Below are 23,692 nucleotides of genomic sequence, written 5' to 3'. Positions count from 1 at the left end.
TCGGGCGACATCGGGAAAAAAGGCGCTGCGGCGCCTTTTTTGTTTTTGCGGGGTGGTCCGGCGGGTATGTGCGGGGTTTGTTATGTCCGCGCCCACACCGCTCATGGTGAACCCGCGTTGTCCGGGCAGCCGCGCGTAATCTATGCTTCTGCGGGAGACGCCCACTGCGGCGGCGCCCCATAGAGCCGCGCGGCGCGACGCTCTCCCTCATTGATTCGCTCACCCGCCAAGCCCGAGGATCGCCGCCGATGACCCGCTACCGCGATTTCCACCGCCGTTCGATCGAGAATCCCGAGGCCTTCTGGCGCGACGAAGCGCGGCGCATCCATTGGGACACGCCGTTCGAAACGGTGCTCGACCGCTCGAATCCGCCGTTTGCGCGCTGGTTCGTCGGCGGCCGCACGAACCTGTGCCATAACGCGGTGGACCGGCATCTCGTGGAGCGCCCGCAGCAGAATGCGCTCGTGTATGTGTCCACGGAAACCGGCATCGAGCGGCGCTACACGTACGCCGAGCTGTACGCGGAAATCAACCGGATGGCCGCGGTCATGCGCTCGCTCGGCGTGAAACGCGGCGACGTGGTGCTCATCTATCTGCCGATGATCCCCGAAGCGCTTTTCGCGATGCTCGCCTGCGCGCGGCTGGGCGCGATTCACTCGGTGGTGTTCGGCGGATTCGCCGCGCCGAATCTCGCCGCGCGCATTGACGACGCGAAACCGGTGCTGATCGTGACCGCTGACGCCGGCGCGCGCGGCGGCAAGGTGATCGACTACACGCCGCTCGTCGACGAAGCCCTGTCGCGCGCGGCCCACAAGACCCCGCACGTGCTGCTGATCGACCGGCAACTCGCGCCCGAACGCCTCAACGCAAACTATCTGGTCGCCTACGAACCGCTGCGCGAGCAGTTCTTCGACGCGCACGTGCCCTGCGAATGGCTCGAATCGAACGAGCCGTCATACGTGCTGTACACCTCCGGCACGACCGGCAAGCCCAAAGGCGTGCAGCGCGACGTGGGCGGCTATGCGGTGGCGCTGGCGGCGTCGATGGATTACATCTTCCAGGGCAAGGCCGGCGACACGATGTTCACCGCGTCGGATGTCGGCTGGGTGGTCGGTCATAGCTATATCGTCTACGCGCCGCTCCTCGCCGGGCTAACCACGGTGATGTACGAAGGCACGCCGGTTCGCCCCGACGGCGGCATCTGGTGGCGCCTCGTCGAGCAGCACAAGATCAATCTGATGTTCACCGCGCCGACTGCGCTGCGCGTGTTGAAGAAGCAAGACCCGGCGCTGTTGAAAAGCGCTGATCTGTCGAGCCTGCGCACGCTGTTTCTGGCCGGCGAGCCGCTCGACGAGCCGACCGCTTCCTGGATCGCCGGCGCGCTCGGCAAGCCGGTGATCGACAACTACTGGCAAACCGAAACCGGCTGGCCGATGCTGGCGATTCCGCGCGGCGTCGAAGCGTTGCCGACCAGGCTCGGCTCGCCCGGCGTGCCGTCGGCCGGTTTCAGTCTGAGCTTGCGCAACGAGCTGACGGGCGAGCCTTGCGCGAGCGGCGAAAAAGGCGTGATCACGCTGAATTTTCCGCTGCCGCCGGGCTGCATGTCGACGGTGTGGGGCGACGACGCGCGCTTCGTGAGCACGTACTGGTCGAGCATTCCGAATCAGCAGGCCTATTCGACCTTCGACTGGGGCATTCAGGACGAAGACGGCTACGTGACGATCCTCGGCCGCACCGACGACGTGATCAACGTGGCCGGCCACCGGCTCGGCACGCGCGAGATCGAGGAAGCGCTGTCGAGCCACGCGGCCGTGGCGGAAGTCGCGGTGGTCGGCGTGACCGACGCGCTGAAGGGCCAGGCGGCGATGGCGTTCGTGGTGTTGCGCGACGCGCAGGCCCACGCCGACGCCAAGGCGCGTGCGAAGCTCGAAGCCGAACTCACGGCGACGGTGGATCGCCAGTTGGGCGCGATTGCGCGGCCGGCCCGCGTGGTGATTGTGTCGATGCTGCCGAAGACGCGCTCAGGCAAGCTGCTGCGCCGGGCGATCGCCGCGCTCGCGGAAGGCCGCGAGCCGGGCGAGCTGCCGACCATCGAAGATCCGGCGGCCTTGCAGCAGATACGCGAAGGGCTGAGCGGCCCGAACAACGGCTAGGCGCGGCGAGTCGGCCGCGGCCGTTGCGCGCCTTGCTTTAAGCCGCGCTGCGCGCTTCCAGGAACCGCCTGAGAATCGCGTTCGAATAAGCGCCCGCGATGTCCGTGAGAAACGACACGAACGAAGCCGGCGCGTGGTCGTCGGCGGTGTCGGAGATGGTGCGCACGACCGCGCACGGCACGCCGTACTCGTGACAGACCTGGGCGATCGCCGCGCCTTCCATCTCGACAGCCAGCGCGTCAGGCAACGCGTCGCGCAACGCCTGCACGCCCGCCGCGCTCGCCACGAACTGATCGCCGCTGATGATCAAGCCGCGATGCACGCGTGGCTCGTGCGTGCCGAAACGCGCCGCCGACGCCGCGCCCTCGTCCGCGATAAAACGCTCGCAGGCCGCGGCGAGTTGCGCGGCCAACGCGGCGTCGGCCGCGAAGCGCGACATGCCGAGCAACGGCACTTCGAAGCGCGGAAAGAGCGGCGATGCGTCGATATCGTGCTGCAACAGCGCGTTCGCCACGACGATGTCGCCGACCCGCACCTCGGCGCCCACGCCGCCCGCGACGCCGGTGAACACGACGCCCTCGACATCGAAGGCATGAATCAGCGCGCTGACGGTCGCCGCCGCCGCGACCTTGCCGACGCGCGCGAGCGTCACGACGCACGGCGCGCCGTGCACGGTGCCGAGGTGATAGTCGCGCCGGCCGTGCGTGACGGTGCGCACGCCGGATTCGGCGCGCATCGCCTCGATCAGATCGCCGAGTTCTTGCGGCAGGGCCGCGAGAATGCCGAGCGGGCGCGCGCCGCTTCCTTGCAGACCGCTCCGCGCGTTGCCAGCGTTCGCCATGGCGTTGCCTTGTTCGACGCCGCTCATTCGACCGCCTGCAATTTGGCCACGGCGAGCGCCAGCCACTTTTCGCCGTGACGCTTGAACTTGACTTGCGCCTTCGCGTCCGTGCCGCCGCCTTCGAGCGCGGTGATCGTGCCCTCGCCGAACTTGGTGTGGAACACCTGCTGGCCGACGCGGAAACCCGTCTGAGCCGCGCGCTGCTCGTTGGCGAAAGCGGGCAACTGCGCGGGCGTCGACGAAGCCGGCCCCGTATAGCCGGGCCGCGCGAACCAGTCGCGCCCGTAGCCCGCGTTATCCGAGCGGCCGCCCCAGCGCGCGCCCGCCTCGACTTTCGGCGTCAGCCACTTGAGCGTTTCCTGCGGCAATTCGTCGAAGAAACGCGAGCGGATGTTGTAGCGCGTCTGGCCGTGCAGCATCCGGCTCTGCGCGAACGACAGATACAAGCGCTCCTTCGCCCGCGTGATCGCCACGTACATCAAACGGCGCTCTTCTTCGAGACCGTCCGATTCCATCGCGCTGTTCTCGTGCGGGAACAGACCCTCTTCGAGACCCGTGATGAACACCGCCGTGAATTCGAGGCCCTTCGCCGCGTGCACCGTCATGAGCTGCACGGCTTCCTGTCCGGCTTGCGCCTGGTTGTCGCCCGCTTCGAGCGATGCGTGCGACAGGAAACCAGCGAGCGGCGTCATCGTGTCGGGGTTTTGCGCCGGGTCGGCGATGCCGGGCGCGTCGAGCACGACCGTGTTCGGATCGTCGGTGGCGACCACCAGTTCGGGCGCCGCGGTCGCGCCGGGACGCAGCGGAATGGAGCGCGCCGGCGTGTCCATGCCGTAGCCCTCTTCGCTGACGAACGCGGCGGCCGCGTTGACCAGCTCCTGCAAGTTCTCCAGCCGGTCCTGGCCTTCGCGCTCGTTCTGATAGAAGTCGGCGAGACCGCTCGTGCGCACCACGTATTCGACCGTTTCCGGCAGGCTCATCTGCTGCGTTTCGGCGCGCATCTTGCCGATCAGATTCGCGAAGGCAGAGAGGCTCGAACCCGCCTTGCCCGCGACATACGGAATCGCCGCAGCCATGGAGCAGTTGTAAAGACGCGCTGCGTCCGCGAGTTGCTCGATCGAGCGCGCGCCGATGCCGCGCGTGGGAAAGTTGACGACGCGCGCGAACGCGGTGTCGTCGTTCGGATTGTCGATCAGGCGCAGATACGCGAGCGCGTGCTTCACTTCCTGGCGCTCGAAAAAGCGCAAGCCGCCATACACGCGATACGCGATGCCCGCATTCACGAGCGTGTGCTCGATCGTGCGCGACTGCGCGTTGCTGCGGTAGAGCACCGCGATCTCGCTGCGCGACGTGCCCGTGCTGATTAGCGCCTTGATTTCCTCGACGATCCAGCCGGCTTCCTGCGTGTCGGTCGCGGATTCGTACACGCGCACCGGTTCGCCGTGGCCGGCGTCGGTGCGCAGATTCTTGCCGAGACGCCGCGAGTTATTGGCGATCAGCTGATTGGCCGCGTCGAGAATATGGCCGTGCGAGCGGTAATTCTGTTCGAGCTTGATCAGGTGGCGAACGTTGAACTCGTGTTCGAAGTCGCGCATGTTGCCGACGTTCGCGCCGCGGAACGCGTAGATGGACTGGTCGTCGTCGCCGACCGCGAAGATCGAATTCGTCTGGCCCGCGAGCAGCTTCAGCCACGCGTATTGCAGCTTGTTGGTGTCCTGAAACTCGTCGACGAGAACGTGCCTGAAGCGCGCCTGATAATGCGCGCGCAGCGGCGGATTGTGCGCGAGCAGTTCATAGCAGCGCAGCAGCAGTTCCGGAAAATCGACGACGCCCTCGCGCTGGCATTGCTGGTCGTAGGCTTCGTAAAGCTCGACGAACTTGCGGTTGAAGTTGTCGGTGGCGTCGACATCTTTCGGGCGCAGCCCCTGTTCCTTCGCGTTGTTGATGAAGTACTGGAGGTTTTTCGCCGGGTACTTTTCGTCGTCGATATTGAGGCCTTTCATCAGACGCTTGATCGCGGAAAGCTGGTCTGCGGTATCGAGAATCTGGAAGGTGGCGGGCAGGCCGGCGTCGCGGTGATGCGCGCGCAGCATGCGGTTGCACAGGCCGTGGAAGGTGCCGATCCACATGCCGCGCGTGTCGATGGGCAGGAGCGCCGAGAGACGCGACATCATTTCGCGGGCGGCCTTGTTGGTGAAGGTCACGGCGAGAATGGTGGCGGGCGACGCGAAGCCGTGCTGGATGAGCCACGCGATGCGGGTGATGAGCACGCGGGTTTTGCCGCTGCCCGCGCCGGCGAGAATGAGAGCGGGCTCGTTGGGGAGCGTGACGGCGGCGTGTTGTTCGGGGTTGAGATTGGCTAGCAGGTCGGGCATGTTGTCGGAGGGACGGCGGGGTGTCCGTCATTATATGCCCGCGAGGGGGAAGGGATTTTTTGCGCCCTCGGCGTGGTCATGCTGCTGGCGGCCGCGATTTTCTTTGCTTGCAGCAGCTCTTTCTATTGGTCCCTTTTCGGCCTTCCACATCACAGCGTTCGCGTTTCCCCTTCTTCTTCGACATCCAGTTCGGGCACCAGATGTCCGTTTTGGATACGGGCATCCCGCGACGCAAACGCGAAAGCCCTCCTGCATCCTCCTGCATCGCACGTGCGCGGCCTTTTTCCAGGCGTCCAGGAAACCGACGACCCCGATTCAATGCCCGAGTTGCCGTTGCCAGCCAAGCCGAAGAGCGATGACACGCACCAGTCCGGCTAACTTACCGGGGTGCCCGCCAGGAGGTCGCCCGAGAAGCCGCTGAACTTCGTCGATACGCGCCTTAAATGGATCGGTTGCCGATTTCATGCCGCGGTCCGCTTCATGCCGCGAAGACGACTATGCGACAGCGTTCTCGACCTCTCGGGCAGGTTTCATATACGCACTCGCGCAGGCTTTCAATCTATCGGCAAGCTCAAAAATGGCATCCAGATTCTCCAGATGCACACGATCCTCTTCCTTCTTGTCGTCGAACACGCCAATGACAAGCCTGCTTTCGTTTTTGAACCGCAATCTGCAGATGGGTTTGCGATTGTTGTCATCGAAGAGAATTGCGCAATAGCTCGCCGCGCCGCGTATCGCCACCATCCCCGGCGATACGACAGGCCGCAGGATTGCCCGGATAATCTGGTATGCCTCGACCTCGATACCGGTCGGCTCCGAGGCATCCCCAGATGCCGTTTCGCTCTCGGCCTGCCGAACCGATGGAAGCAACGCCGGTTCCGGCGTCATTGCACCCTTCAGACGATCATTGATCTTGTCGCTCACCAGTTGCTGAAAAGCGTGTTTCGTAATCTGCGTGAACTGATCCTTGACCGTGGTCCTGAACTGTTTCCCTGCCAGGAACTCCGCAGACACAAGCCGAACGAATTCCTCGGGAGGCTCAGCCATCCATGAGTTCAAGGTATTCTTGATGGCCCGCGTGTATTTGAGGTGGTTTGCCGTGGTGAGGATGTTTTCGAGATCGAACGCAGCCTTGGCGAATTTCTTCAGCTCATCCACGTCCTGATCGCGGAAGTCAGCGATGTTGAACTCGAAGAACGGCTTCTCGTCCATCTTGTTCGGCTGTTCGAGGTCAGTAAAGAACCGGTAGACGAGACCATTCGTCAGTACCCCAAAGCGTGCCTCCGTTACGTGGAAATACCGGAAAAGCTGGCTCGCATGATTGATGTTCAGATCGCCGCCAGATTTTTTGCACTCGAACAGCATGATTGGCTTGCCGTCCTTCAGGATCGCGTAGTCCACCTTCTCGCCTTTCTTCGTGCCCACATCAGCGATCAGTTCGGGCGTCACCTCAAGAGGATCAAAGACGTTATATGTATCGCTTCCATCCAAGGGAGCGAAACTGTGCGAGCAACTTCATGACCCGATCACGCGCCGCTTCGTGCGTATCAGCCTGCTCGGGACTCACGCCAAAATTGATGTTCCACTCGTAGATCCCCTCCGGTACGTTTTCGGCCGCGAAGCCGATCATCGACAGAACGTTATCGATCACGAAACTGTGATTTCCATTCACGAACTGCACCGTGCCAAGGTCGCCCCTCTGCCAGTCACGCTGGTAAAACTTCGCGCCTGTGGGATGATTGTCGACGGATGAGCCGGGACCATTGAGGTCAGAGCTTTGTGGGTTGCCGAGCCGGATAAGCGTAGGTAATTGGGACATCTCGTGACCGTTAGAAAAGGATGGAGGGGGACTCGAGTAATGTGAAACCATTAGGATGGCAAACAACAATTCCCCGATAGCAAGCACTGCAGCAAGGATTGTCCTCATGAGTTGTCCGGCATATCGCCCCAGTTGCGGATGTTTGAGAGGTAGTCGAGCATCGTTTGCCGGTAGCCGCCTTGCATCAGTCGGCGATACTTCGTTGCAGCATCGTTAATCCAGCCCATCCGCTCCTGGCACCTCCGTGGCTCGTCGTGTCGCCCGCCAAGATCTGCTTCTTGCCATTCATGTCCGCATGTTCCATCAGCATGACTCCCCCTCAATTTCCGGATGCACTGGACGGCTCCAGCGCCTTGATGGGCGGGTCCTGGTAAGTCGTGTCGATGGCGTAGCCTTGTGCCCTCAGTGCCGCTTCCGTCTTGAGCCTCATGGCGTGGTACTTCTCCAGTTCCGCAGGCAGCAGTGCCTTCCAGTTGTGGATTTTCTCTGCATTACCCGGGAAATACCCTAGACCATAAAAGGCGTATTCGCTCTTCACATCGACGGTCAGCAGATACGTGCTCTTTCCGACGAATCCGCCCATGTTGCTTTCCATAAAGGTAACTTTCAGATATGACCCAGCGCCATAGAAGATCCACTTGGGATACCTCCCCTTGGCCTTAAAAGGGGCGTGCCACGCGGCAGCGTCTGTGCCTCGCCACCCTGTCCGGCACCTTCGCCGGGGTAGAACTGCACGAGCGCCATCGACGGCAACGGCGTGACGTAGTTGAGATGCACGCTCTCGAGCAGGCGCAGCCTGAACGGATCCGGCGCACGGTCGATGCGCATCTGCGCGCGGGCGTTCACAAACGCGGAGGCCTGGACCAGCCGCTCGACCGAGGGGTCGTCGATCCCGCCCGCCTGCATGCCAAGCCGCGCCGCGATCTTCAGATGCCCTGCGGCGAATTCCTGCGCACGGCTGCCTGCATAGAGCAGTTCACCGGTGTAGTAATCGAGCAGTTCGGGGTCTGCGAGCGGTTGATGCGGCTTCGTCATGGCATTCGTTTCGTCTGGCAGTCCGGTCCTGAATCCTGTCGATGCGGGGCCACATCCGCGTGACCGGACTCCAGCCCGGTGCGAGAGACCATTTTGTCTGCGGAATACAACCGCGCGATGGTTCCACGATCCAGCCTTCGCGATCGTCAAGAAACGTCACGATTTGCGCGTGCACAACGAAATTCGGAAAATTGGATTTGTCTGACTGCGGCACAGTTGATTGGCGCGGTGGGAATCGACCTCTTCCAATCTGCCCCCGGAGCAAGCGGTGATTGGCACGCCCATAAATGCCTTTGCGGCCGCCAGTGCTTCCTCGACGGGTATCCCCGGGCAACTTGCGGTGCTCGTCTTCTGCTGACCCTCAGTTGCACTCCAGCGGTACACGAACGCACGGAGCCGCTAGGCCGCTAGGCCGCAAGCGCGGCCCGAAGCCAGTCAGCGTGTGGTCGTACACGTCGCGCGGCGTCGGCACCTCATCTCAGGCCAGCGTCGCCAGGCGCTAGCCTTCGAGCCTCGGGCAGCAGAGAAACACCAAAGCCAGGGACGAACCTGCCGCGCCGCTATAATCGAACATTCCCCGCATTTACCAGCCGAATCGACACATGAGCGAGACCCCGAGCGACATCCAACGCGAGACCCCGAGCGACACCACGCTTGCCAAAAGCTTCGAGCCCCACGCCATCGAAGCCCATTGGGGCCCGGAATGGGAAAGGCGCGCCTACGCAGCGCCCTCCTTCAACGGGAACGGGAAAGACTTCTCAATCCAGCTGCCGCCGCCGAACGTCACGGGCACCCTCCACATGGGCCATGCGTTCAACCAGACCATCATGGACGGCCTCGCGCGCTATCACCGCATGCTCGGCGAAAACACGCTGTGGGTGCCGGGCACGGACCACGCGGGTATCGCCACGCAAATCGTCGTCGAGCGCAAACTGGACGCGCAAGGCATCTCGCGGCACGACCTCGGCCGCGAAAAATTCCTCGAACGCGTGTGGGAATGGAAGCAGGAATCCGGTTCCACCATCACGAACCAGGTGCGGCGCCTCGGCGCGTCCATCGACTGGTCGCGCGAATATTTCACGATGGACGACAAGATGTCGGCCGTCGTGCGCGACGTGTTCGTGCGCCTCTATGAACAGGGCCTGATCTATCGCGGCAAGCGCCTCGTCAACTGGGACCCGGTCCTGCTCACCGCCGTGTCCGACCTCGAAGTGGTCAGCGAGGAAGAAAACGGCCACCTGTGGCACATCCAGTACCCGCTCACCGACGGCTCGGGTCATCTGACCGTCGCCACCACGCGTCCCGAAACCATGCTCGGCGACACCGCCGTGATGGTCCATCCGGAAGACGAGCGCTACGCGCATCTGATCGGCAAGACGGTCACGCTGCCGCTGTCCAACCGCGAAGTACCGGTCATCGCCGACGACTACGTCGACCGCGAATTCGGCACCGGCGTCGTGAAGGTCACGCCGGCGCACGATTTCAACGACTATCAGGTCGGCCTGCGCCACAAGCTGCCGCAAATCGAAATCCTCACGCTCGACGCGAAGATCAACGGCAACGCGCCGGAAAAATACCGCGGCCTCGACCGCTTCGCGGCGCGCAAGCAGGTGGTCGCCGACCTCGAAGCGCTCGGCGCGCTGGAATCGGTCAAGCCGCACACGCTGATGGTGCCGCGCGGCGACCGCACGGGCGTCGTGATCGAGCCGATGCTGACCGACCAGTGGTTCGTCGCCATGAGCAAGCCCGCGCCCGAGGGCACGTTCCAGCCGGGCAAGTCGATCGCCGAAACCGCGCTGAACGTGGTCCGCAACGGCGAAATCAGATTCGTCCCGGAGAACTGGACCACCACGTACAACCAGTGGCTCGAAAACATTCAGGACTGGTGCATCTCGCGTCAGCTCTGGTGGGGTCATCAGATTCCGGCGTGGTACGGCGAAAACGGCGAAATCTTCGTGGCGAACACGGAAGAAGACGCCCGCGCGAAGGCCGTTGCAGCCGGCTACAGCGGTGCCCTGAAGCGCGATGAAGACGTGCTCGACACCTGGTTCTCGTCCGCGCTCGTGCCGTTCTCGTCGCTCGGCTGGCCGAACGACACGCAGGAACTGAAGCACTTCCTGCCGTCGTCGGTGCTGGTCACGGGCTTCGACATCATCTTCTTCTGGGTCGCGCGCATGGTCATGATGACCACGCACTTCACTGGCAAGGTGCCGTTCGACACGGTCTACGTGCACGGTCTCGTGCGCGACGCCGAAGGCCAGAAAATGTCGAAGAGCAAGGGCAATACGCTCGACCCGATCGACATCGTCGACGGCATCGGCCTCGACGCGCTGGTCGCCAAGCGCACCACCGGCCTCATGAATCCGAAGCAGGCCGCCTCGATCGAAAAGAAAACCCGCAAGGAATTCCCGGACGGCATTCCGGCCTTCGGCACGGACGCACTGCGCTTCACGATGGCGTCGATGGCCACGCTCGGGCGCAACGTCAACTTCGACCTCGCGCGCTGCGAGGGCTATCGCAACTTCTGCAACAAGCTGTGGAACGCCACGCGTTTCGTGTTGATGAATTGCGAAGGCCACGATTGCGGCTTCGGCAAGCCGGCACAGTGCGGCGAATGCGGGCCCGAGGGTCATCTGCATTTCTCGACGGCGGATCGCTGGATCGTGTCGCGCCTGCAACGCGTCGAGGCGGAAATCGCCAAGGGCTTTTCCGACTATCGCTTTGACAATGTTGCCAACGCCCTATACAAGTTCGTGTGGGACGAATACTGTGACTGGTATCTCGAACTCGCGAAGGTGCAGATCCAGACGGGTCAGCCGAACCAGCAGCGGGCCACGCGCCGCACGCTGCTGCGCGTGCTCGAGACGGTACTGCGCCTCGCTCATCCGGTGATTCCGTTCATTACCGAAGCGCTGTGGCAGAAAGTGGCGCCGCTCGCCGGACGTTATCCCGAAGGGAAGGCCGAGGGCGGCGCGTCCATCATGGTGCAGCCTTACCCCGTTGCCGAGCTGTCGAAGATCGACGAAGACGCGGAGCAATGGGCGGCGGACCTGAAAGCAGTGATCGACGCGTGCCGGAATCTGCGCGGCGAAATGAATCTGTCGCCGGCGGTGAAGGTGCCGTTGCTCGCGACCGGCAACGCGGAGCGTCTGCGCACGTTTGCTCCGTATGCACAGGCATTGGCCCGTCTCTCCGAAGTGCAGATCATCGCCGACGAAGCGGCGCTCGACGCGCAGGCAGATGGCGCACCGATTGCTATCGTAGGAAGCGACAAGCTTGTGCTGAAAGTGGAAATCGACGTGGCGCAGGAGCGCGAGCGTCTGTCGAAGGAAATTGCTCGGCTGACCACCGAAGTGAGCAAGTGCAATGCCAAGCTGCAGAACGAAAGTTTCGTCGCCAAGGCGCCGCCCGCGGTTGTCGAGCAGGAGCAGAAGAGACTGGCGGATTTCGAAGCGACGGTCGGCAAGCTGAAAGCGCAACTGGCGCGCTTGCCGGCCTGATCGACCTTCAATGCCCGTCTGCGTGGCGGGCATGCACTGATAGCTTAACCAGAGGACTCAGGGTAATCACATGCTAAAAGTTACAAAAGCGGTATTTCCGGTAGCAGGTCTTGGCACCCGGTTCCTCCCTGCCACGAAGGCAAGCCCGAAAGAGATGCTGCCGATCGTCGACAAGCCGCTGATTCAATACGCGGTGGAAGAAGCCATGGCGGCCGGCATCACGGAAATGATCTTCGTCACGGGCCGCAGCAAGCGCGCCATCGAAGACCATTTCGACAAGTCGTACGAAATCGAGGCTGAACTCGAAGCGCGCGGCAAGGACAAGCTGCTCGAACTCGTGCGCAGCATCAAGCCGAGTCACGTCGACTGTTTCTACGTGCGTCAGCCGGAAGCGCTCGGCCTCGGCCACGCGGTGCTGTGCGCGGAAAAACTGGTGGGCGAAAACCCGTTCGCCGTGATTCTCGCGGACGACTTGCTGTACGGCACGCCGCCCGTCATGACGCAAATGATCGAAGTGTTCGACCACTATCACAGCTCGGTGATCGGCGTGGAAGAAATCCCGCCGCAGGATACCAAGTCGTACGGTATTGTCGACGGCAAGGAGTGGGAAGACTCGATCATCAAGCTGTCGGGCATCATCGAAAAGCCGGAGCCGAGCGTTGCGCCGTCGAATCTCGGCGTGGTCGGGCGCTATGTGCTCAAGCCGCGCATTTTTGACCACATCCGTTCGTTGAAGCCGGGCGCCGGCGGCGAATTGCAGCTCACGGACGCGATCCAGTCGCTGCTCGCCGACGAACAGGTTCTCGCGTACAAGTATCACGGCACGCGCTTCGACTGCGGCAGCAAGCTGGGTTATCTGAAGGCCACCGTCGAATTCGCTCTGCGTCATCCGGAAGTGGCGGCGGATTTCGAAGAATATCTGCGCACGCGTTCGCCGGTGCTGGAAGGCTAAACCGCTACGCGCGACGCTTTCAGCGGAAAGCGTCGCGCGGAAATCAAAAAGGCGCTGTGCCCCGTTCGCGGGCACAGCGCCTTTTTTTCGGGCGAGCGTCTGAGCGCTTTAGCGTCAGCGACGCTTCATGAGAAACGTGAAGACCTTGTCTTGCGCCGAACTCTCGACAATCTCATTGCCGGTTTGCTTCGCGAACGCGGCGAAATCGCGCTGCGAGCCGGGGTCGGTGGCGAGCACTTTGAGAATCTGGCCGCTTTCCATATCGGCGAGCGCCTTCTTGGCGCGCAAGATGGGCAGCGGGCACATCAGCCCGCGCGCATCGACTTCCTTGTGAATCTGAATTTGCATCGACGATGACCTTCGGGACGAGGCGCCGTTCGCGACGCCGGACAGAGGGACAAATTCTACCGCAGCCTCCGCTGCGCTGCCGGACGCCGCGACCGGACACCGCGACCGCAGCCGCGAAGCCGGTGCTACAGCGTCACGGCCTGCCCGCTTTGCAGCGACTGCCGCAACGCCATGCCGATGCGCGTGGCTTCAAGCGCGTCGGCGAGCGTCGCGCCCCGCTGTTCGCCTTGCTCCACATCCAATCCCGCCCCGCTCTGCACCGACGCCACGAACGCGCGCGCCTCATGCAGGAACGCCTCTTCGAAGCGGTCGAAGAAAGTCGGCGTGCACTCGTTGCGAACACCCGTCGCGTCGTAAATCTCCACGCGATTGGCGCGCGGATTGTGGCCAATCGCGAGCGCGCCCGCCGTGCCGATTACTTCGCTATGCGTGTCGGTGCCGTGCGCCTGGGTGCGCGACGCGTAGAACATCGCGAGCTTGCCGCCCTCGAATTCGCAGATCGCCACGCCGTTGTCGACGTCACCGAATTCACGCAGCCCGTCGTGCATCGCGACCGTGCCCGCCGCGAATACGCGCGTGGCGCGCGGCTTGCCGAGCAGCCAGCGCGCGACGTCGATGTCGTGCACCGTGCAATCGAGAAAGATGCCGCCGGAGGTCGCCGCGAAGCGCACGAAGAAACCGTCGGTATCGTTCTTGTCCGTGGTCTGGGAGCGCACGAGGAACGGCCGGCCGATGTGGCCCGCTTCGATTTTCTCGAACGCGTCCGTGTAGCTCGGATCGAAACGCCGCATGAAGCCGATCGTGGTTTGCAGATGCGGATAGCGCGCGGCCTCGGCCAGCACGCGCTCGCATTCGGCGAGATCGAGCGATAACGGCTTCTCGCAGAACACGTGCTTGCCTGCGCGCAGTGCGTCCACGATCTGTTGCGCGTGCAACGAAGAAGGCGTGACGAGCCACACCGCGTCCACTTCGCGATCGGCGAGCAGGTCCGCGTAGTTGTCGTAAAGACGCGGCTCGGGCAATGCCTCGCGCGCCCACGCGCGCTCTTCTTCAAGCGGACTGCAAGCCGCGGCGAGTTCCGCGCCCGGCACACGATACGCGAGGTTTTCCGCATGACGCTTGCCGAGCCGCCCCAAACCCACCACGCCCAGACGAAGCCGCGCCGCGCGCCCTGAGCCGCCGATCGCCGCTTTCATCACAATGCCTCGCCGACATTCACCGCGCGGCCCTCGCGCCACGAGCGCGTGGCCGCCTCCGCGAGTTCGAGCGCCTTGAGGCCATCCGCCACCGTGGTGCGCACCGGCTTGCCTTCGTTGATCGCATCGAAGAAATGCGCGATTTCGAGCGCATAGGCCGTGCGATAACGTTCGAGGAAAAACGCCTCCGGCACGTCGCTCGACACTTCGGTCTTCGAATACGCGACGACTTCCGTGGGCCGCATGTTGCCCGCCTGCAGCATGCCCGTGCTGCCGAGCACCTCGAAGCGCTGGTCGTAACCGTACGCGGCACGCCGCGCGGTGTTGATCTGGCACAGACGCCCGCGCTTCGTGCGGATCGTCACCGCAGTCGAATCGATATCGCCCGCGTCCGCAATCGCCGGGTTACTGAGGCAACTGCCAGTGGCGTGCAGCGTGTCGGCTTCGTCGTCGAGAATCCAGCGGAAAATGTCGAAGTCGTGAATCAGCATGTCCTTGAAGATGCCGCCCGAGTGACGAATGTAGTCCACGGGCGGCGCGCCCGGATCGCGGCTCGTCACCACAAGCATTTCCGGCGTGCCGATCTCGCCCGCATCGAGGCGCGCCTTCAACGCGGAAAACGTCGGATCGAAGCGGCGCTGAAAGCCGATCATGCACACGACGCCCGCGCGCCCGACGGCATCCGCGCAGGCTCGCGCGCGCGCGAGCGTCAGATCGACAGGCTTCTCGCAGAACACGTGCTTGCGCGCGGCGGCCGACATCGTGATCAGATCGGCATGCGTGTCCGTGCTCGAACAGATCACAGTGGCGCCCACCGACGCGTCGCCCATGGCCGCGTCGATATCCGCGACCTGCGCGCCATGCGCGGCCGCGAGCGCGGCGGCCGCCTCGCGGTTCACGTCGACTACGTACTTGAGCCGCACGCCCGGCTGCCGCGCGAGATTCGCCGCGTGAATCCTGCCGATGCGGCCGGCGCCGAACACCGCGACGTCGATCGTGCCTGCTGATCCTCTCACCACCTCAGTCATCGTATCCTCCGGTGTCTTTCGATTCCTCGACATTCAATTCGAGCTTGTACGCGAGCGCGATGAAAAGCGCCTGGCACAGGCAGATCGTGCTGGTCAGCGAGCGGAACGCGAACGCGCTGCCCTCCTTCACATACAGTTGGGTGCTCGCGTAGCGCGCGAGCGGAGATAGTTGGCTGTCCGTAATAACCAGCGTTTTCGCCTGATGATGATGCGCGACGCGCAGGCAATACTGCGTTTCCTTCGCATAAGGCGCGAAGCTGATCGCAATCACCACATCGCCCTTTTTCACGCTGCGAATCTGCTCGCGGTACATGCCGCCGAAACCGGACACGAGGTGCACGCGCTTGGGCGTGTGCTGCAATGCGTAGACGATATAGCTCGCCACCGGAAACGAGCGCCGCACGCCGATCACGTAGATGTTCTCCGCCTGTTGCAGCATTTTCACCGCGGCGTCGAACTGCTTGTCGTCGAGCCCCGCTTCGAGTTCTTCGAGACCGCCGCGCGAGGCCGCGATGAATTCGCGCGCCACCGCGCCGCCTGACAACGCCCCGGGCTTCTCGTCGATCAGCTTGCGAATGCGCTGCTGATAGTTCGGCGACGACGCGCCCTGCCCCGTGTACGCCTGACGAAACACCGCCTGCAAGTCGGAGAATCCGGAAAAGCCGAAGCGCTGCGCAAAGCGCACCACCGCCGACGGATGCACGCCGCAACTCGCGGCGATGTCGCTCGTGCGATCCACCATCACGCTCGAACGATGTTGCTCGATATACGCCGCGACATTCTTCAACTGACGCGGCAACGCTTCATAACTCTCCGCGATGCGCTGCATCAATTCTTCGACGCTCGGCAATGCTTCGGTGCTCTCTTCCGCCATGGCTCTCTCTGTTGTGCTTTATCGCACTGCGGCACGCGCCTTTTCGCGAGCGCCGCAGTGCATGCTGACGCTGCCGATTATAGGCAGCCCACCGCATAAATGGAACGTATTTTCCATTTTTATTCACATTGAAATTTTCATTGCAACGCGTTGGAAGTTGACCTACTCTTGGTCGTGAGCGATGGCGCTTCGGCAAACGCGTGACGACTTGCGTCGTGTGATCGCGCGCCACACGCTCCCCTCAAAAACGACAGACCGAGAAAGGTGGAGACATGAGACTTTGCAAGGGCAAGGCTACGCTCAGCATTCTGGTAACGGCATTGACGTTGGCGACGGGATTCGGCGCGGCCTCGACCGCCCGCGCGGCCGATGCTCACTTCGTGCTGATCAGCCACGCACCGGATTCCGATTCGTGGTGGAACACCATCAAGAACGCCATCAAACAGGCTGACGAGGACTTCAACGTCGAGACCGACTATCGCAATCCGCCGAATGGCGACATCGCCGATATGGCGCGTCTCGTCGAACAGGCGGCCGCGCGCAATTACGACGGCGTGATCGTCACCATCGCCGATTTCGACGTGCTGAAGAGTTCGATCAACAAGGTGACCGCGAAGAAGATTCCGCTCGTCACGATCAATTCCGGCACCGAGGAACAGAGCGCGCAGCTCGGCGCGATCATGCACGTCGGGCAACCTGAATATGTCGCGGGGAAAGCTGCGGGCGAAAAAGCGAAAGCTGCCGGCGTGAAGTCGTTTTTGTGCGTGAACCACATCGCGACCAACACGGTTTCGTTCGACCGTTGCCGCGGTTTCGCGGAAGCGCTCGGCGTGGACTATAAGGCGTCGACCATCGATTCCGGCCAGGACCCGACCGAGATTCAATCGAAAGTCAGCGCCTATTTGCGCAATCACCCGAACACCGGCGCGATCCTCACGCTCGGACCCACGCCGGCTTCTGCCACGCTGAAGGCGGTTCAGCAAATGGGCCTCGCGGGTAAGATCTATTTCTGCACATTCGATTTCTCCGACGACATCGCGAAGGCCATCAAGGACGGCACGATCCAGTTCGTCATCGATCAGCAGCCCTATTTGCAGGGCTATATTCCCGTCGCCGTGCTCGCCATCGTGAAGAAGGAACACACCACGGACCCCGCGAAAATCCGCCAGATTCTGGAAGCGAATCCGAAGTTCAAGGCGCGGCTCGCCACGTATGGTCTCGCGCCGTCGTATGGACCGAAGAACATTCGTTCGGGCCCGGGCTTCATCACTAAGGAAAACCTCGACAAGGTCATCAAGTACGCAGGGCAGTATCGCTGATTTTCGCGGCTTCTTTTTTACATCGCCAGTTGCGCGCGCGGCGGGCATTGCCTGAATCGGGTGGTCTCGCCGCCCGCGCGCATCTCACCGGTTGCCGTTCACGCAGTGCATTCGCGCTTGCCCGGACACGCAGCCGGCTTCAAGGAGACATCATGGGTGTAGCCGGCAAACACTTCCCACCGCACGCCGACCCGAACAGCGCCGCTTCGCATCACGCCGCCTCGCGGCCCGAAGCGGACGAGCGCGTGCGCAAGGAATCCCGCTTCGGCCATCTGCTGAATCGCCCCGAATTCGCCGCGATTTCCGGCGCGGTGCTGGTGTTCCTCGTCTTCGCGCTGACGGCCGGCAGCTCCGGCATGTTCAATCTCGACGGCGTGATGAACTGGTCGCAGGTCTCCGCGTATCTCGGCATCCTGTCCGTGGGCGCGTGCCTTCTGATGATCGCGGGCGAGTTCGATCTCTCCATCGGCTCCATGATCGGCTTTGCCGGCATGATGGTCGCGATCCCGAGCGTCTATTTTCACTGGCCCATCTCGCTCGCGATTCTGTTCGCGTTCGCGGGCTCCATGCTGCTCGGCGCGTTGAACGGCTACCTCGTCATGCGCACGCGCCTGCCCTCTTTCATCGTCACGCTCGCGTTTCTGTTCATCTTGCGCGGCCTCACGCTCGCACTGTCGATCATGTTCGCGGACCGCACCATCGTCTCCGGCGTGGGCGATCTCGCGCAGCAAGACTGGTTCGCCAACACGTTCTTTCATGGCGTCGCGCTGCATGGCCTCTTCACGATGCTCGCGCATCACGGCATCGGCACCTTGCTCGACAACGGTCATGCGCTCGTGCCGGGCATCCCGAAGGTGATCCTGTGGTGGCTTGGGCTTGCAGCGATCTGCGCGTTCGTGCTCGCGAAAACGCGCGCGGGCAACTGGATTCTCGCGGTCGGCGGCGACGCGAACGCGGCCAAGAACGTCGGCATTCCTGTGCGTCGCGTGAAGATTCTGCTGTTCGTGCTGACCGCGTTCTGCTCGTGCCTGTTCGCGGTGCTGCAAGTGTGCGACATCGGCTCGGCCGCGGCGGATCGCGGCTTGCAAAAGGAGTTCGAGGCGATCATCGCCGCGGTGATCGGCGGCACCTTGTTGACGGGCGGCTACGGCTCGGTGGTCGGTGCCTGTTTCGGCGCGCTGATCTTCGGTGTCGTGCAGATCGGCATTACCTATACGAACGTGAGTTCCGACTGGTTTCGCGTGTTCCTCGGCGTGATGCTGCTGATCGCCGTGCTGTTCAATCACTATGTGCGCCGGCGCGTGTCGCAATCGTAACGAGGAGACGAACATGTCCGACACCCACGACACCCACGACATCGCGAACGAAACGAATGCGCCGGGCGCCGCCGCGCCGCAAGACGACGACGTGATCCTCGCGCTCGAAAACGTCAGCAAGTATTTCGGCAAGGTCATCGCGCTAAGCGGCGTGACGTTGCGCCTGAAGCGCGGCGAAGTGCACTGTCTGCTCGGCGACAACGGCGCGGGCAAGTCCACGCTGATCAAGACATTGGCGGGCGTGCATCAGCCGTCTTCCGGCCAGTATCTCGTGGATGGCCAACCGGTGCTGTTCGAGTCGCCGAAAGACGCGCTCGATCTCGGCATTGCCACCGTCTATCAGGATCTCGCGCTGGTGCCGCTGCTCTCCGTCGCCCGCAATTTTTTCATGGGCCGCGAGCCGCAAAGAAAACTATTCGGGTTCCTTAATGTCATGGACCTCGAAACGAGCGCCGCCACGGCACGCGAAAAGCTCGCTGAAATGGGCATCAACGTGCGCGATCCGCATCAGCCCGTCGGCACGATGTCGGGCGGAGAAAAGCAGTGTCTCGCGATTGCGCGCGCCATTCATTTCGGCGCGCGCGTGCTGATTCTCGACGAGCCGACCGCCGCGCTCGGCGTCAAGCAGAGTTTCAACGTGCTCAAGCTGATTCACAAGGCGCGCGCGAAAGGCATCTCGGTGATCTTCATTACGCACAACGTGCACCACGCGTATCCGATTGGCGATTCGTTCACGCTGCTCAATCGCGGCAAATCGCTCGGCACGTTCACCAAGGAAACCATCAGCAAGGACCAGGTTCTCGACATGATGGCCGGCGGCGCCGAGATGCAGAAGATGATCGGCGAACTCGAAGGCGCAACGATCTGATTCATTCGCGCGGCGATGTGAGCCCGTATTGCACGGCCTCGCCGCGCTCTGTCATTCAGGGAAATTCATGGCTCATTCCAACACGGTCAGTGAGAGTTCGAAAGCAGGCAGCCGCTTCGCGCCGGGCCGCAGCCTCGACATCGTTTGCCTGGGGCGTCTCGCCGTCGATCTGTACGCGCAGCAGGTGGGCGCGCGGCTGGAAGACGTATCGAGCTTCGCGAAGTATCTCGGCGGATCGTCGGCGAACATTGCGTTTGGCTGCGCGCGGCTCGGTCTTGCATCGGCGATGCTCGCGCGCGTCGGCAACGATCACATGGGCCGCTTTCTCACGGAGACGCTCGGCAAGGAAGGTTGCGATGTCAGCCATGTGCGCGTGGACAGCGAACGCCTGACCGCGCTCGTGCTGCTCGGCCTGAAAGATCGCGATACGTTTCCGCTGATCTTCTATCGCGAGAACTGCGCCGACATGGCTGTCGACGAAGCCGATTTCGACGAAGCGTTCATCGCCTCCTCGAAAGCGCTTTTGATTACCGGCACGCACTTCTCCACCGAACAGGTAAACCGCACGAGCCGCCGCGCGCTCGATTACGCGCGGCGCAATCAGTTGCGCACGGTTCTCGACATCGACTATCGCCCGGTGCTGTGGGGCCTCACGGGCAAGGCGGACGGCGAGACGCGTTTTGTCGCGAGCGAAGGCGTCACCGCGCATTTGCAGCGCATTCTGCCGCTGTTCGATCTTGTGATCGGCACCGAGGAAGAATTCCGCATTGCCGGCGGCAAGAGCGATCTCGTCGATGCGCTCACGATGGTCCGCGCGGTCACGTCCGCCACGCTCGTGCTCAAACGCGGACCGATGGGCTGCCAGATTATCGACGGCACCGTGCCCGCCTCGCTCGACGATGCGCCGGTTCACGGCGGCGTCGAAGTGGAGGTGCTGAACGTGCTGGGCGCGGGCGACGCCTTCGCATCCGGCTTTCTCTCGGGATGGTTGCGCGACCAGCCACTCGAAGCCTGCGCGCGCGCCGCGAATGCAAGCGGCGCGCTGGTCGTCTCGCGTCACGCATGTGCACCCGCCATGCCGACGCCCGCCGAACTCGACTACTTTCTGCGTGAAGCGCAAGCGGACCCGCAGCGCATGCGCCGGCCCGATCGCGACGCGACGCTCGCGCGTTTGCATCGCGTGACGCCGGCGCGCAAAGAGTGGGATGAAGTGCTCGGCTTCGCGTTCGATCATCGCAACCAGTTCTTCGAACTCGCGCAGCAGACCGGCGCGAGCGAAGCGCGCATCGCCCAGCTCAAGAATCTGTTCGTGGACGCCGTCGCGCAGACCGAAACGGCATTGAGCCTGCAAGGCTGCATTGGCGTATTGATCGACGACCGTTACGGCCAGGACGCGCTGAATGCAGCCACGGGACGCGGCTGGTGGATCGGTCGTCCGGTCGAACTGCCGGGCTCCGTGCCGCTCGTCTTCGATCATGGCCGCTCGGTCGGCACGACGCTCGTGCCGTGGCCGCAGGAACATATCGCCAAGTGCCTCGTGCAATTTCATCCTGACGAACCCATCGAACAGCGTCTCGAACAGGAAGCGCAATTGCGCGCACTCTACGACGCGACGCAAGCGAGTGGCCACGAGTTGCTGCTCGAAGTGATTGCGCCGAAGCACGCGAACTTGCCGCATGGCCCGGACATCGTGTATCGCGCGTTAAAGCGGCTCTACAACATCGGCATCTATCCCGAGTGGTGGAAGCTCGAACCGATGGACGCCGCGCAATGGCGCGACATCGACGCGCTCATCGCCGAACGCGATCCCTGGTGCCGTGGCGTCGTGCTGCTCGGTTTGTCGGCGGGCGTCGAGCAGTTGAACGAGGGCTTTCGCGCAGCCGCGCAATCGTCGACGTGCCGCGGTTTTACCGTGGGCCGCACGATTTTCCACGAGCCGAGCCAGGCGTGGCTCGCCGGAGAAATCGGCGACCACGAACTGATTGCGCGCGTACGCGGCACGTTCGAAACGCTGATTGCGTCGTGGCGCGCGGCGCGCGGCAGCGTCACGCACGGCGCGAACCATCGCGTCCATCAGGAGCAGGCCGCATGAATCAGCGCGTATTACCTCAGCAACCTGACGACGCGGCGCGCGCGAGCGGCGCGGCTTCGGGCCACACGATCCGCCTGACGACCGCGCAAGCGCTCGTGCGTTATCTCGCCGCGCAACGTGTTGCCGGCGAAGACGGCCACGGCACCGAGCCGCTTTTTGGCGGTGTATTCGCGATCTTCGGTCATGGCAATGTCGCCGGTATGGGCGAGGCCTTGTATCAGCACCGCGACGAATTGCCGACGCTGCGCGCGCACAACGAACAGGCGATGGCGCACAGCGCGATCGCCTATGCGAAGGCGCATTTCCGCCGCCGCATGATGGCCGTCACCACGTCCATCGGACCCGGCGCGACGAATCTGCTGACCGCCGCCGCGCTCGCGCATGTGAACCGTTTGCCGGTGCTGCTGCTGCCGGGCGACATCTTCGTGTCGCGCGCGCCCGATCCGGTCTTGCAACAGGTCGAAGATTTCCATGACGGCGGCGTCTCCGCGAATGACGCATTCAAACCGGTGTCGCGTTACTTCGATCGCATCGTGCATCCGGCGCAATTGCTCAATGCCCTGCCGCGCGCGTTGCGTGTGCTCACCGATGCCGCGTCGTGTGGTCCCGTCACGCTCGCTTTGCCGCAGGACGTGCAGGCGCAGGCATGGGACTTCCCTGCCGGTTTCTTTGCGCCGCGCATGGTGACGTTTTATTCGCCCACGCCGCGCGTCGACGAAATGGAGGCCGCCATCTCGCGTTTGCAGCGCGCGAAGCGCCCGTTGATCGTGGCGGGCGGCGGCGTGCTATATGCCCGCGCGACCGATGCGCTGCAACGCTTCGCCGCCGCGCACGGCGTGCCGGTCGCGGAGACGCAAGCCGGCAAAGGCACGCTTGCATGGGACGATCCGTTGAACGTGGGCGCGTTGGGCGTGACGGGCTCGCCCGCCGCGAACGACCTCGCGCACGACGCCGATTGCGTGCTCGCCATCGGCACACGCTTGCAGGATTTCACCACGGGCTCGAACACGCTCTTCACGCAAGCTCACGTGATCGGCATCAACGCCAATGCATTCGATGCGCTCAAGCATCGCGCGCACGTGGTCGAAGCGGACGCGCGCCTCGCGCTCGATGCGCTCGATCAGCATCTGCAACACTGGCACGCGGACCCTGTGTGGACCGCGCGCGCGCAGGAACTCGCCGCCGGCTGGCGCGACACGGTGCATGTGCTTACGCACGCGCCGCAAAGCGATTCGGTGCTGCCCTACGAGGGCGACGTGATCGGCGCCGTGCAGCGTTCGAGCCCACAGTCGCCGACGAATGACATCGTCGTCTGCGCGGCCGGCACGTTGCCGGCGGAATTGCACAAGCTGTGGCGCGCGGGCGCGCCGGGCGCGTATCACGTCGAATACGGCTACTCGTGCATGGGCTATGAGATCGCGGGCGGACTCGGCGTGAAGCTCGCGCGACCCGAGCGCGAGGTCATCGTGATGCTCGGCGACGGCAGCTATCTGATGATGAACAGCGAGATCGCCACCTCGGTGATGCTCGGCACGAAGCTGATCGTCGTCGTGCACGATAACCGCGGCTATGGCTGCATCAATCGGCTGCAACAGGCATGCGGCGGCGCGCCGTTCAACAACCTGCTCGAAGACTGCCTGCAAGGTCCGCTCGGCGCGCCGCACATCGACTTCGCCGCGCATGCGCGCGCGCTCGGCGCGCACGCGGAACACGTGGCGAACATCGCCGGGCTCGAAGCCGCGCTGCAACGCGCGCGCGCCGCGGACCGCACGTATGTGATCAGTATCGACACGGACCCGGCGCGCACCACCGGCGACGGCGGCTGGTGGTGGGAAGTCGCCGTGCCCGAAGTCTCGGCGCGCCCGGGCGTGCGCGACGCGCGCGCCATCTACGACACGCGGATCGCGACACGCGCGCAAAGCGGCAACGACGACAACGACCGCAACGACACCCCCGACCACGATTGAGGACGCGCG

At 63.4% G+C, this 23,692-nt stretch carries 19 protein-coding genes; 8 read left to right on the top strand and 11 right to left on the bottom strand.

What is annotated here, in order from left to right:
* The first annotated feature begins 248 nt into the window (after window positions 1–248).
* The gene (locus VOM14_RS07520; protein WP_327628078.1) at window positions 249–2,153 is read left to right on the top strand and encodes a propionate--CoA ligase; all 1,905 of its coding nucleotides are present in this window, start codon (window positions 249–251) and stop codon (window positions 2,151–2,153) included.
* 37 nt (window positions 2,154–2,190) lie between these two features.
* Here VOM14_RS07520 and VOM14_RS07515 read toward each other — a convergent pair whose 3' ends face one another.
* The 7 genes from VOM14_RS07515 to VOM14_RS07485 all read right to left on the bottom strand — a co-directional run bounded on the left by VOM14_RS07515 (window position 2,191) and on the right by VOM14_RS07485 (window position 8,223).
* Window positions 2,191–2,994 carry a 5'-methylthioadenosine/adenosylhomocysteine nucleosidase gene (locus tag VOM14_RS07515; RefSeq protein ID WP_327628127.1) on the bottom strand — a complete coding sequence of 268 codons (804 nt, stop codon included), beginning with the start codon at window positions 2,992–2,994 and terminating at the stop codon, window positions 2,191–2,193.
* A 23-nt stretch (window positions 2,995–3,017) separates the two neighbouring features.
* The gene (locus tag VOM14_RS07510) at window positions 3,018–5,369 is read right to left on the bottom strand and encodes a UvrD-helicase domain-containing protein (RefSeq protein WP_327628077.1); all 2,352 of its coding nucleotides are present in this window, start codon (window positions 5,367–5,369) and stop codon (window positions 3,018–3,020) included.
* Between the two features lie 495 nt (window positions 5,370–5,864).
* A complete protein-coding gene (locus tag VOM14_RS07505; protein WP_327628076.1) occupies window positions 5,865–6,818 on the bottom strand; it encodes a type I restriction endonuclease in 954 nt (317 codons plus the stop codon).
* A gap of 19 nt (window positions 6,819–6,837) precedes the next feature.
* Window positions 6,838–7,188: a hypothetical protein gene (locus VOM14_RS07500; RefSeq protein WP_327628075.1), complete on the bottom strand. Its 351-nt coding sequence runs from the start codon at window positions 7,186–7,188 to the stop codon at window positions 6,838–6,840.
* Between the two features lie 104 nt (window positions 7,189–7,292).
* A complete protein-coding gene (locus tag VOM14_RS07495) occupies window positions 7,293–7,415 on the bottom strand; it encodes a hypothetical protein (RefSeq protein WP_327628074.1) in 123 nt (40 codons plus the stop codon).
* Window positions 7,416–7,507: 92 nt separating this feature from the next.
* Window positions 7,508–7,771, bottom strand: a complete 264-nt coding sequence (locus tag VOM14_RS07490) for a hypothetical protein (protein ID WP_327628073.1) — start codon at window positions 7,769–7,771, stop codon at window positions 7,508–7,510.
* Between the two features lie 23 nt (window positions 7,772–7,794).
* The gene (locus VOM14_RS07485; protein ID WP_327628072.1) at window positions 7,795–8,223 is read right to left on the bottom strand and encodes a type VI secretion system baseplate subunit TssF; all 429 of its coding nucleotides are present in this window, start codon (window positions 8,221–8,223) and stop codon (window positions 7,795–7,797) included.
* A gap of 602 nt (window positions 8,224–8,825) precedes the next feature.
* Here VOM14_RS07485 and VOM14_RS07480 point away from each other — a divergent pair.
* On the top strand, window positions 8,826–11,723 hold the full coding sequence (locus VOM14_RS07480; RefSeq protein WP_327628071.1) for a valine--tRNA ligase: 2,898 nt from the start codon (window positions 8,826–8,828) through the stop codon (window positions 11,721–11,723).
* A 70-nt stretch (window positions 11,724–11,793) separates the two neighbouring features.
* The gene (gene galU, locus VOM14_RS07475; protein ID WP_327628070.1) at window positions 11,794–12,675 is read left to right on the top strand and encodes a UTP--glucose-1-phosphate uridylyltransferase GalU; all 882 of its coding nucleotides are present in this window, start codon (window positions 11,794–11,796) and stop codon (window positions 12,673–12,675) included.
* A gap of 114 nt (window positions 12,676–12,789) precedes the next feature.
* Here the strand turns inward: galU and VOM14_RS07470 are convergent, their stop codons facing one another.
* The 4 genes from VOM14_RS07470 to VOM14_RS07455 all read right to left on the bottom strand — a co-directional run bounded on the left by VOM14_RS07470 (window position 12,790) and on the right by VOM14_RS07455 (window position 16,121).
* The gene (locus VOM14_RS07470; protein ID WP_041746333.1) at window positions 12,790–13,017 is read right to left on the bottom strand and encodes a sulfurtransferase TusA family protein; all 228 of its coding nucleotides are present in this window, start codon (window positions 13,015–13,017) and stop codon (window positions 12,790–12,792) included.
* 131 nt (window positions 13,018–13,148) lie between these two features.
* Complete coding sequence (locus tag VOM14_RS07465) at window positions 13,149–14,219, bottom strand: Gfo/Idh/MocA family oxidoreductase (RefSeq protein WP_327628069.1); 1,071 nt, start codon at window positions 14,217–14,219, stop codon at window positions 13,149–13,151.
* Complete coding sequence (iolG, locus tag VOM14_RS07460) at window positions 14,219–15,247, bottom strand: inositol 2-dehydrogenase (protein ID WP_327628068.1); 1,029 nt, start codon at window positions 15,245–15,247, stop codon at window positions 14,219–14,221. Before iolG ends, VOM14_RS07465 begins: the two co-directional genes overlap by 1 nt.
* Window positions 15,240–16,121, bottom strand: a complete 882-nt coding sequence (locus tag VOM14_RS07455; protein ID WP_327628067.1) for a MurR/RpiR family transcriptional regulator — start codon at window positions 16,119–16,121, stop codon at window positions 15,240–15,242. The genes iolG and VOM14_RS07455 overlap by 8 nt, the downstream gene beginning before the upstream one ends.
* Before the next feature lie 272 nt (window positions 16,122–16,393).
* Between VOM14_RS07455 and VOM14_RS07450 the strand changes: the two genes are divergently transcribed.
* The 5 genes from VOM14_RS07450 (at window position 16,394) to iolD (ending at window position 23,683) form a co-directional block, all read left to right on the top strand.
* Window positions 16,394–17,440: a sugar ABC transporter substrate-binding protein gene (locus VOM14_RS07450; protein ID WP_327628066.1), complete on the top strand. Its 1,047-nt coding sequence runs from the start codon at window positions 16,394–16,396 to the stop codon at window positions 17,438–17,440.
* 152 nt (window positions 17,441–17,592) lie between these two features.
* Window positions 17,593–18,756, top strand: a complete 1,164-nt coding sequence (locus VOM14_RS07445) for an ABC transporter permease (RefSeq protein WP_327628065.1) — start codon at window positions 17,593–17,595, stop codon at window positions 18,754–18,756.
* Between the two features lie 13 nt (window positions 18,757–18,769).
* Entirely contained in the window at window positions 18,770–19,624 is an 855-nt protein-coding gene (locus tag VOM14_RS07440) for an ATP-binding cassette domain-containing protein (protein WP_327628064.1), read from the top strand.
* A 67-nt stretch (window positions 19,625–19,691) separates the two neighbouring features.
* Entirely contained in the window at window positions 19,692–21,716 is a 2,025-nt protein-coding gene (locus VOM14_RS07435; protein WP_327628063.1) for a bifunctional 5-dehydro-2-deoxygluconokinase/5-dehydro-2-deoxyphosphogluconate aldolase, read from the top strand.
* Entirely contained in the window at window positions 21,713–23,683 is a 1,971-nt protein-coding gene (iolD, locus tag VOM14_RS07430; RefSeq protein ID WP_327628062.1) for a 3D-(3,5/4)-trihydroxycyclohexane-1,2-dione acylhydrolase (decyclizing), read from the top strand. The genes VOM14_RS07435 and iolD overlap by 4 nt, the downstream gene beginning before the upstream one ends.
* Window positions 23,684–23,692: the final 9 nt, after the last annotated feature.

This window comes from Paraburkholderia sp. MPAMCS5 (genome assembly GCF_036016995.1).
GTDB lineage: Bacteria > Pseudomonadota > Gammaproteobacteria > Burkholderiales > Burkholderiaceae > Paraburkholderia.
This window is presented reverse-complemented; position numbering and strand designations above follow the sequence as displayed.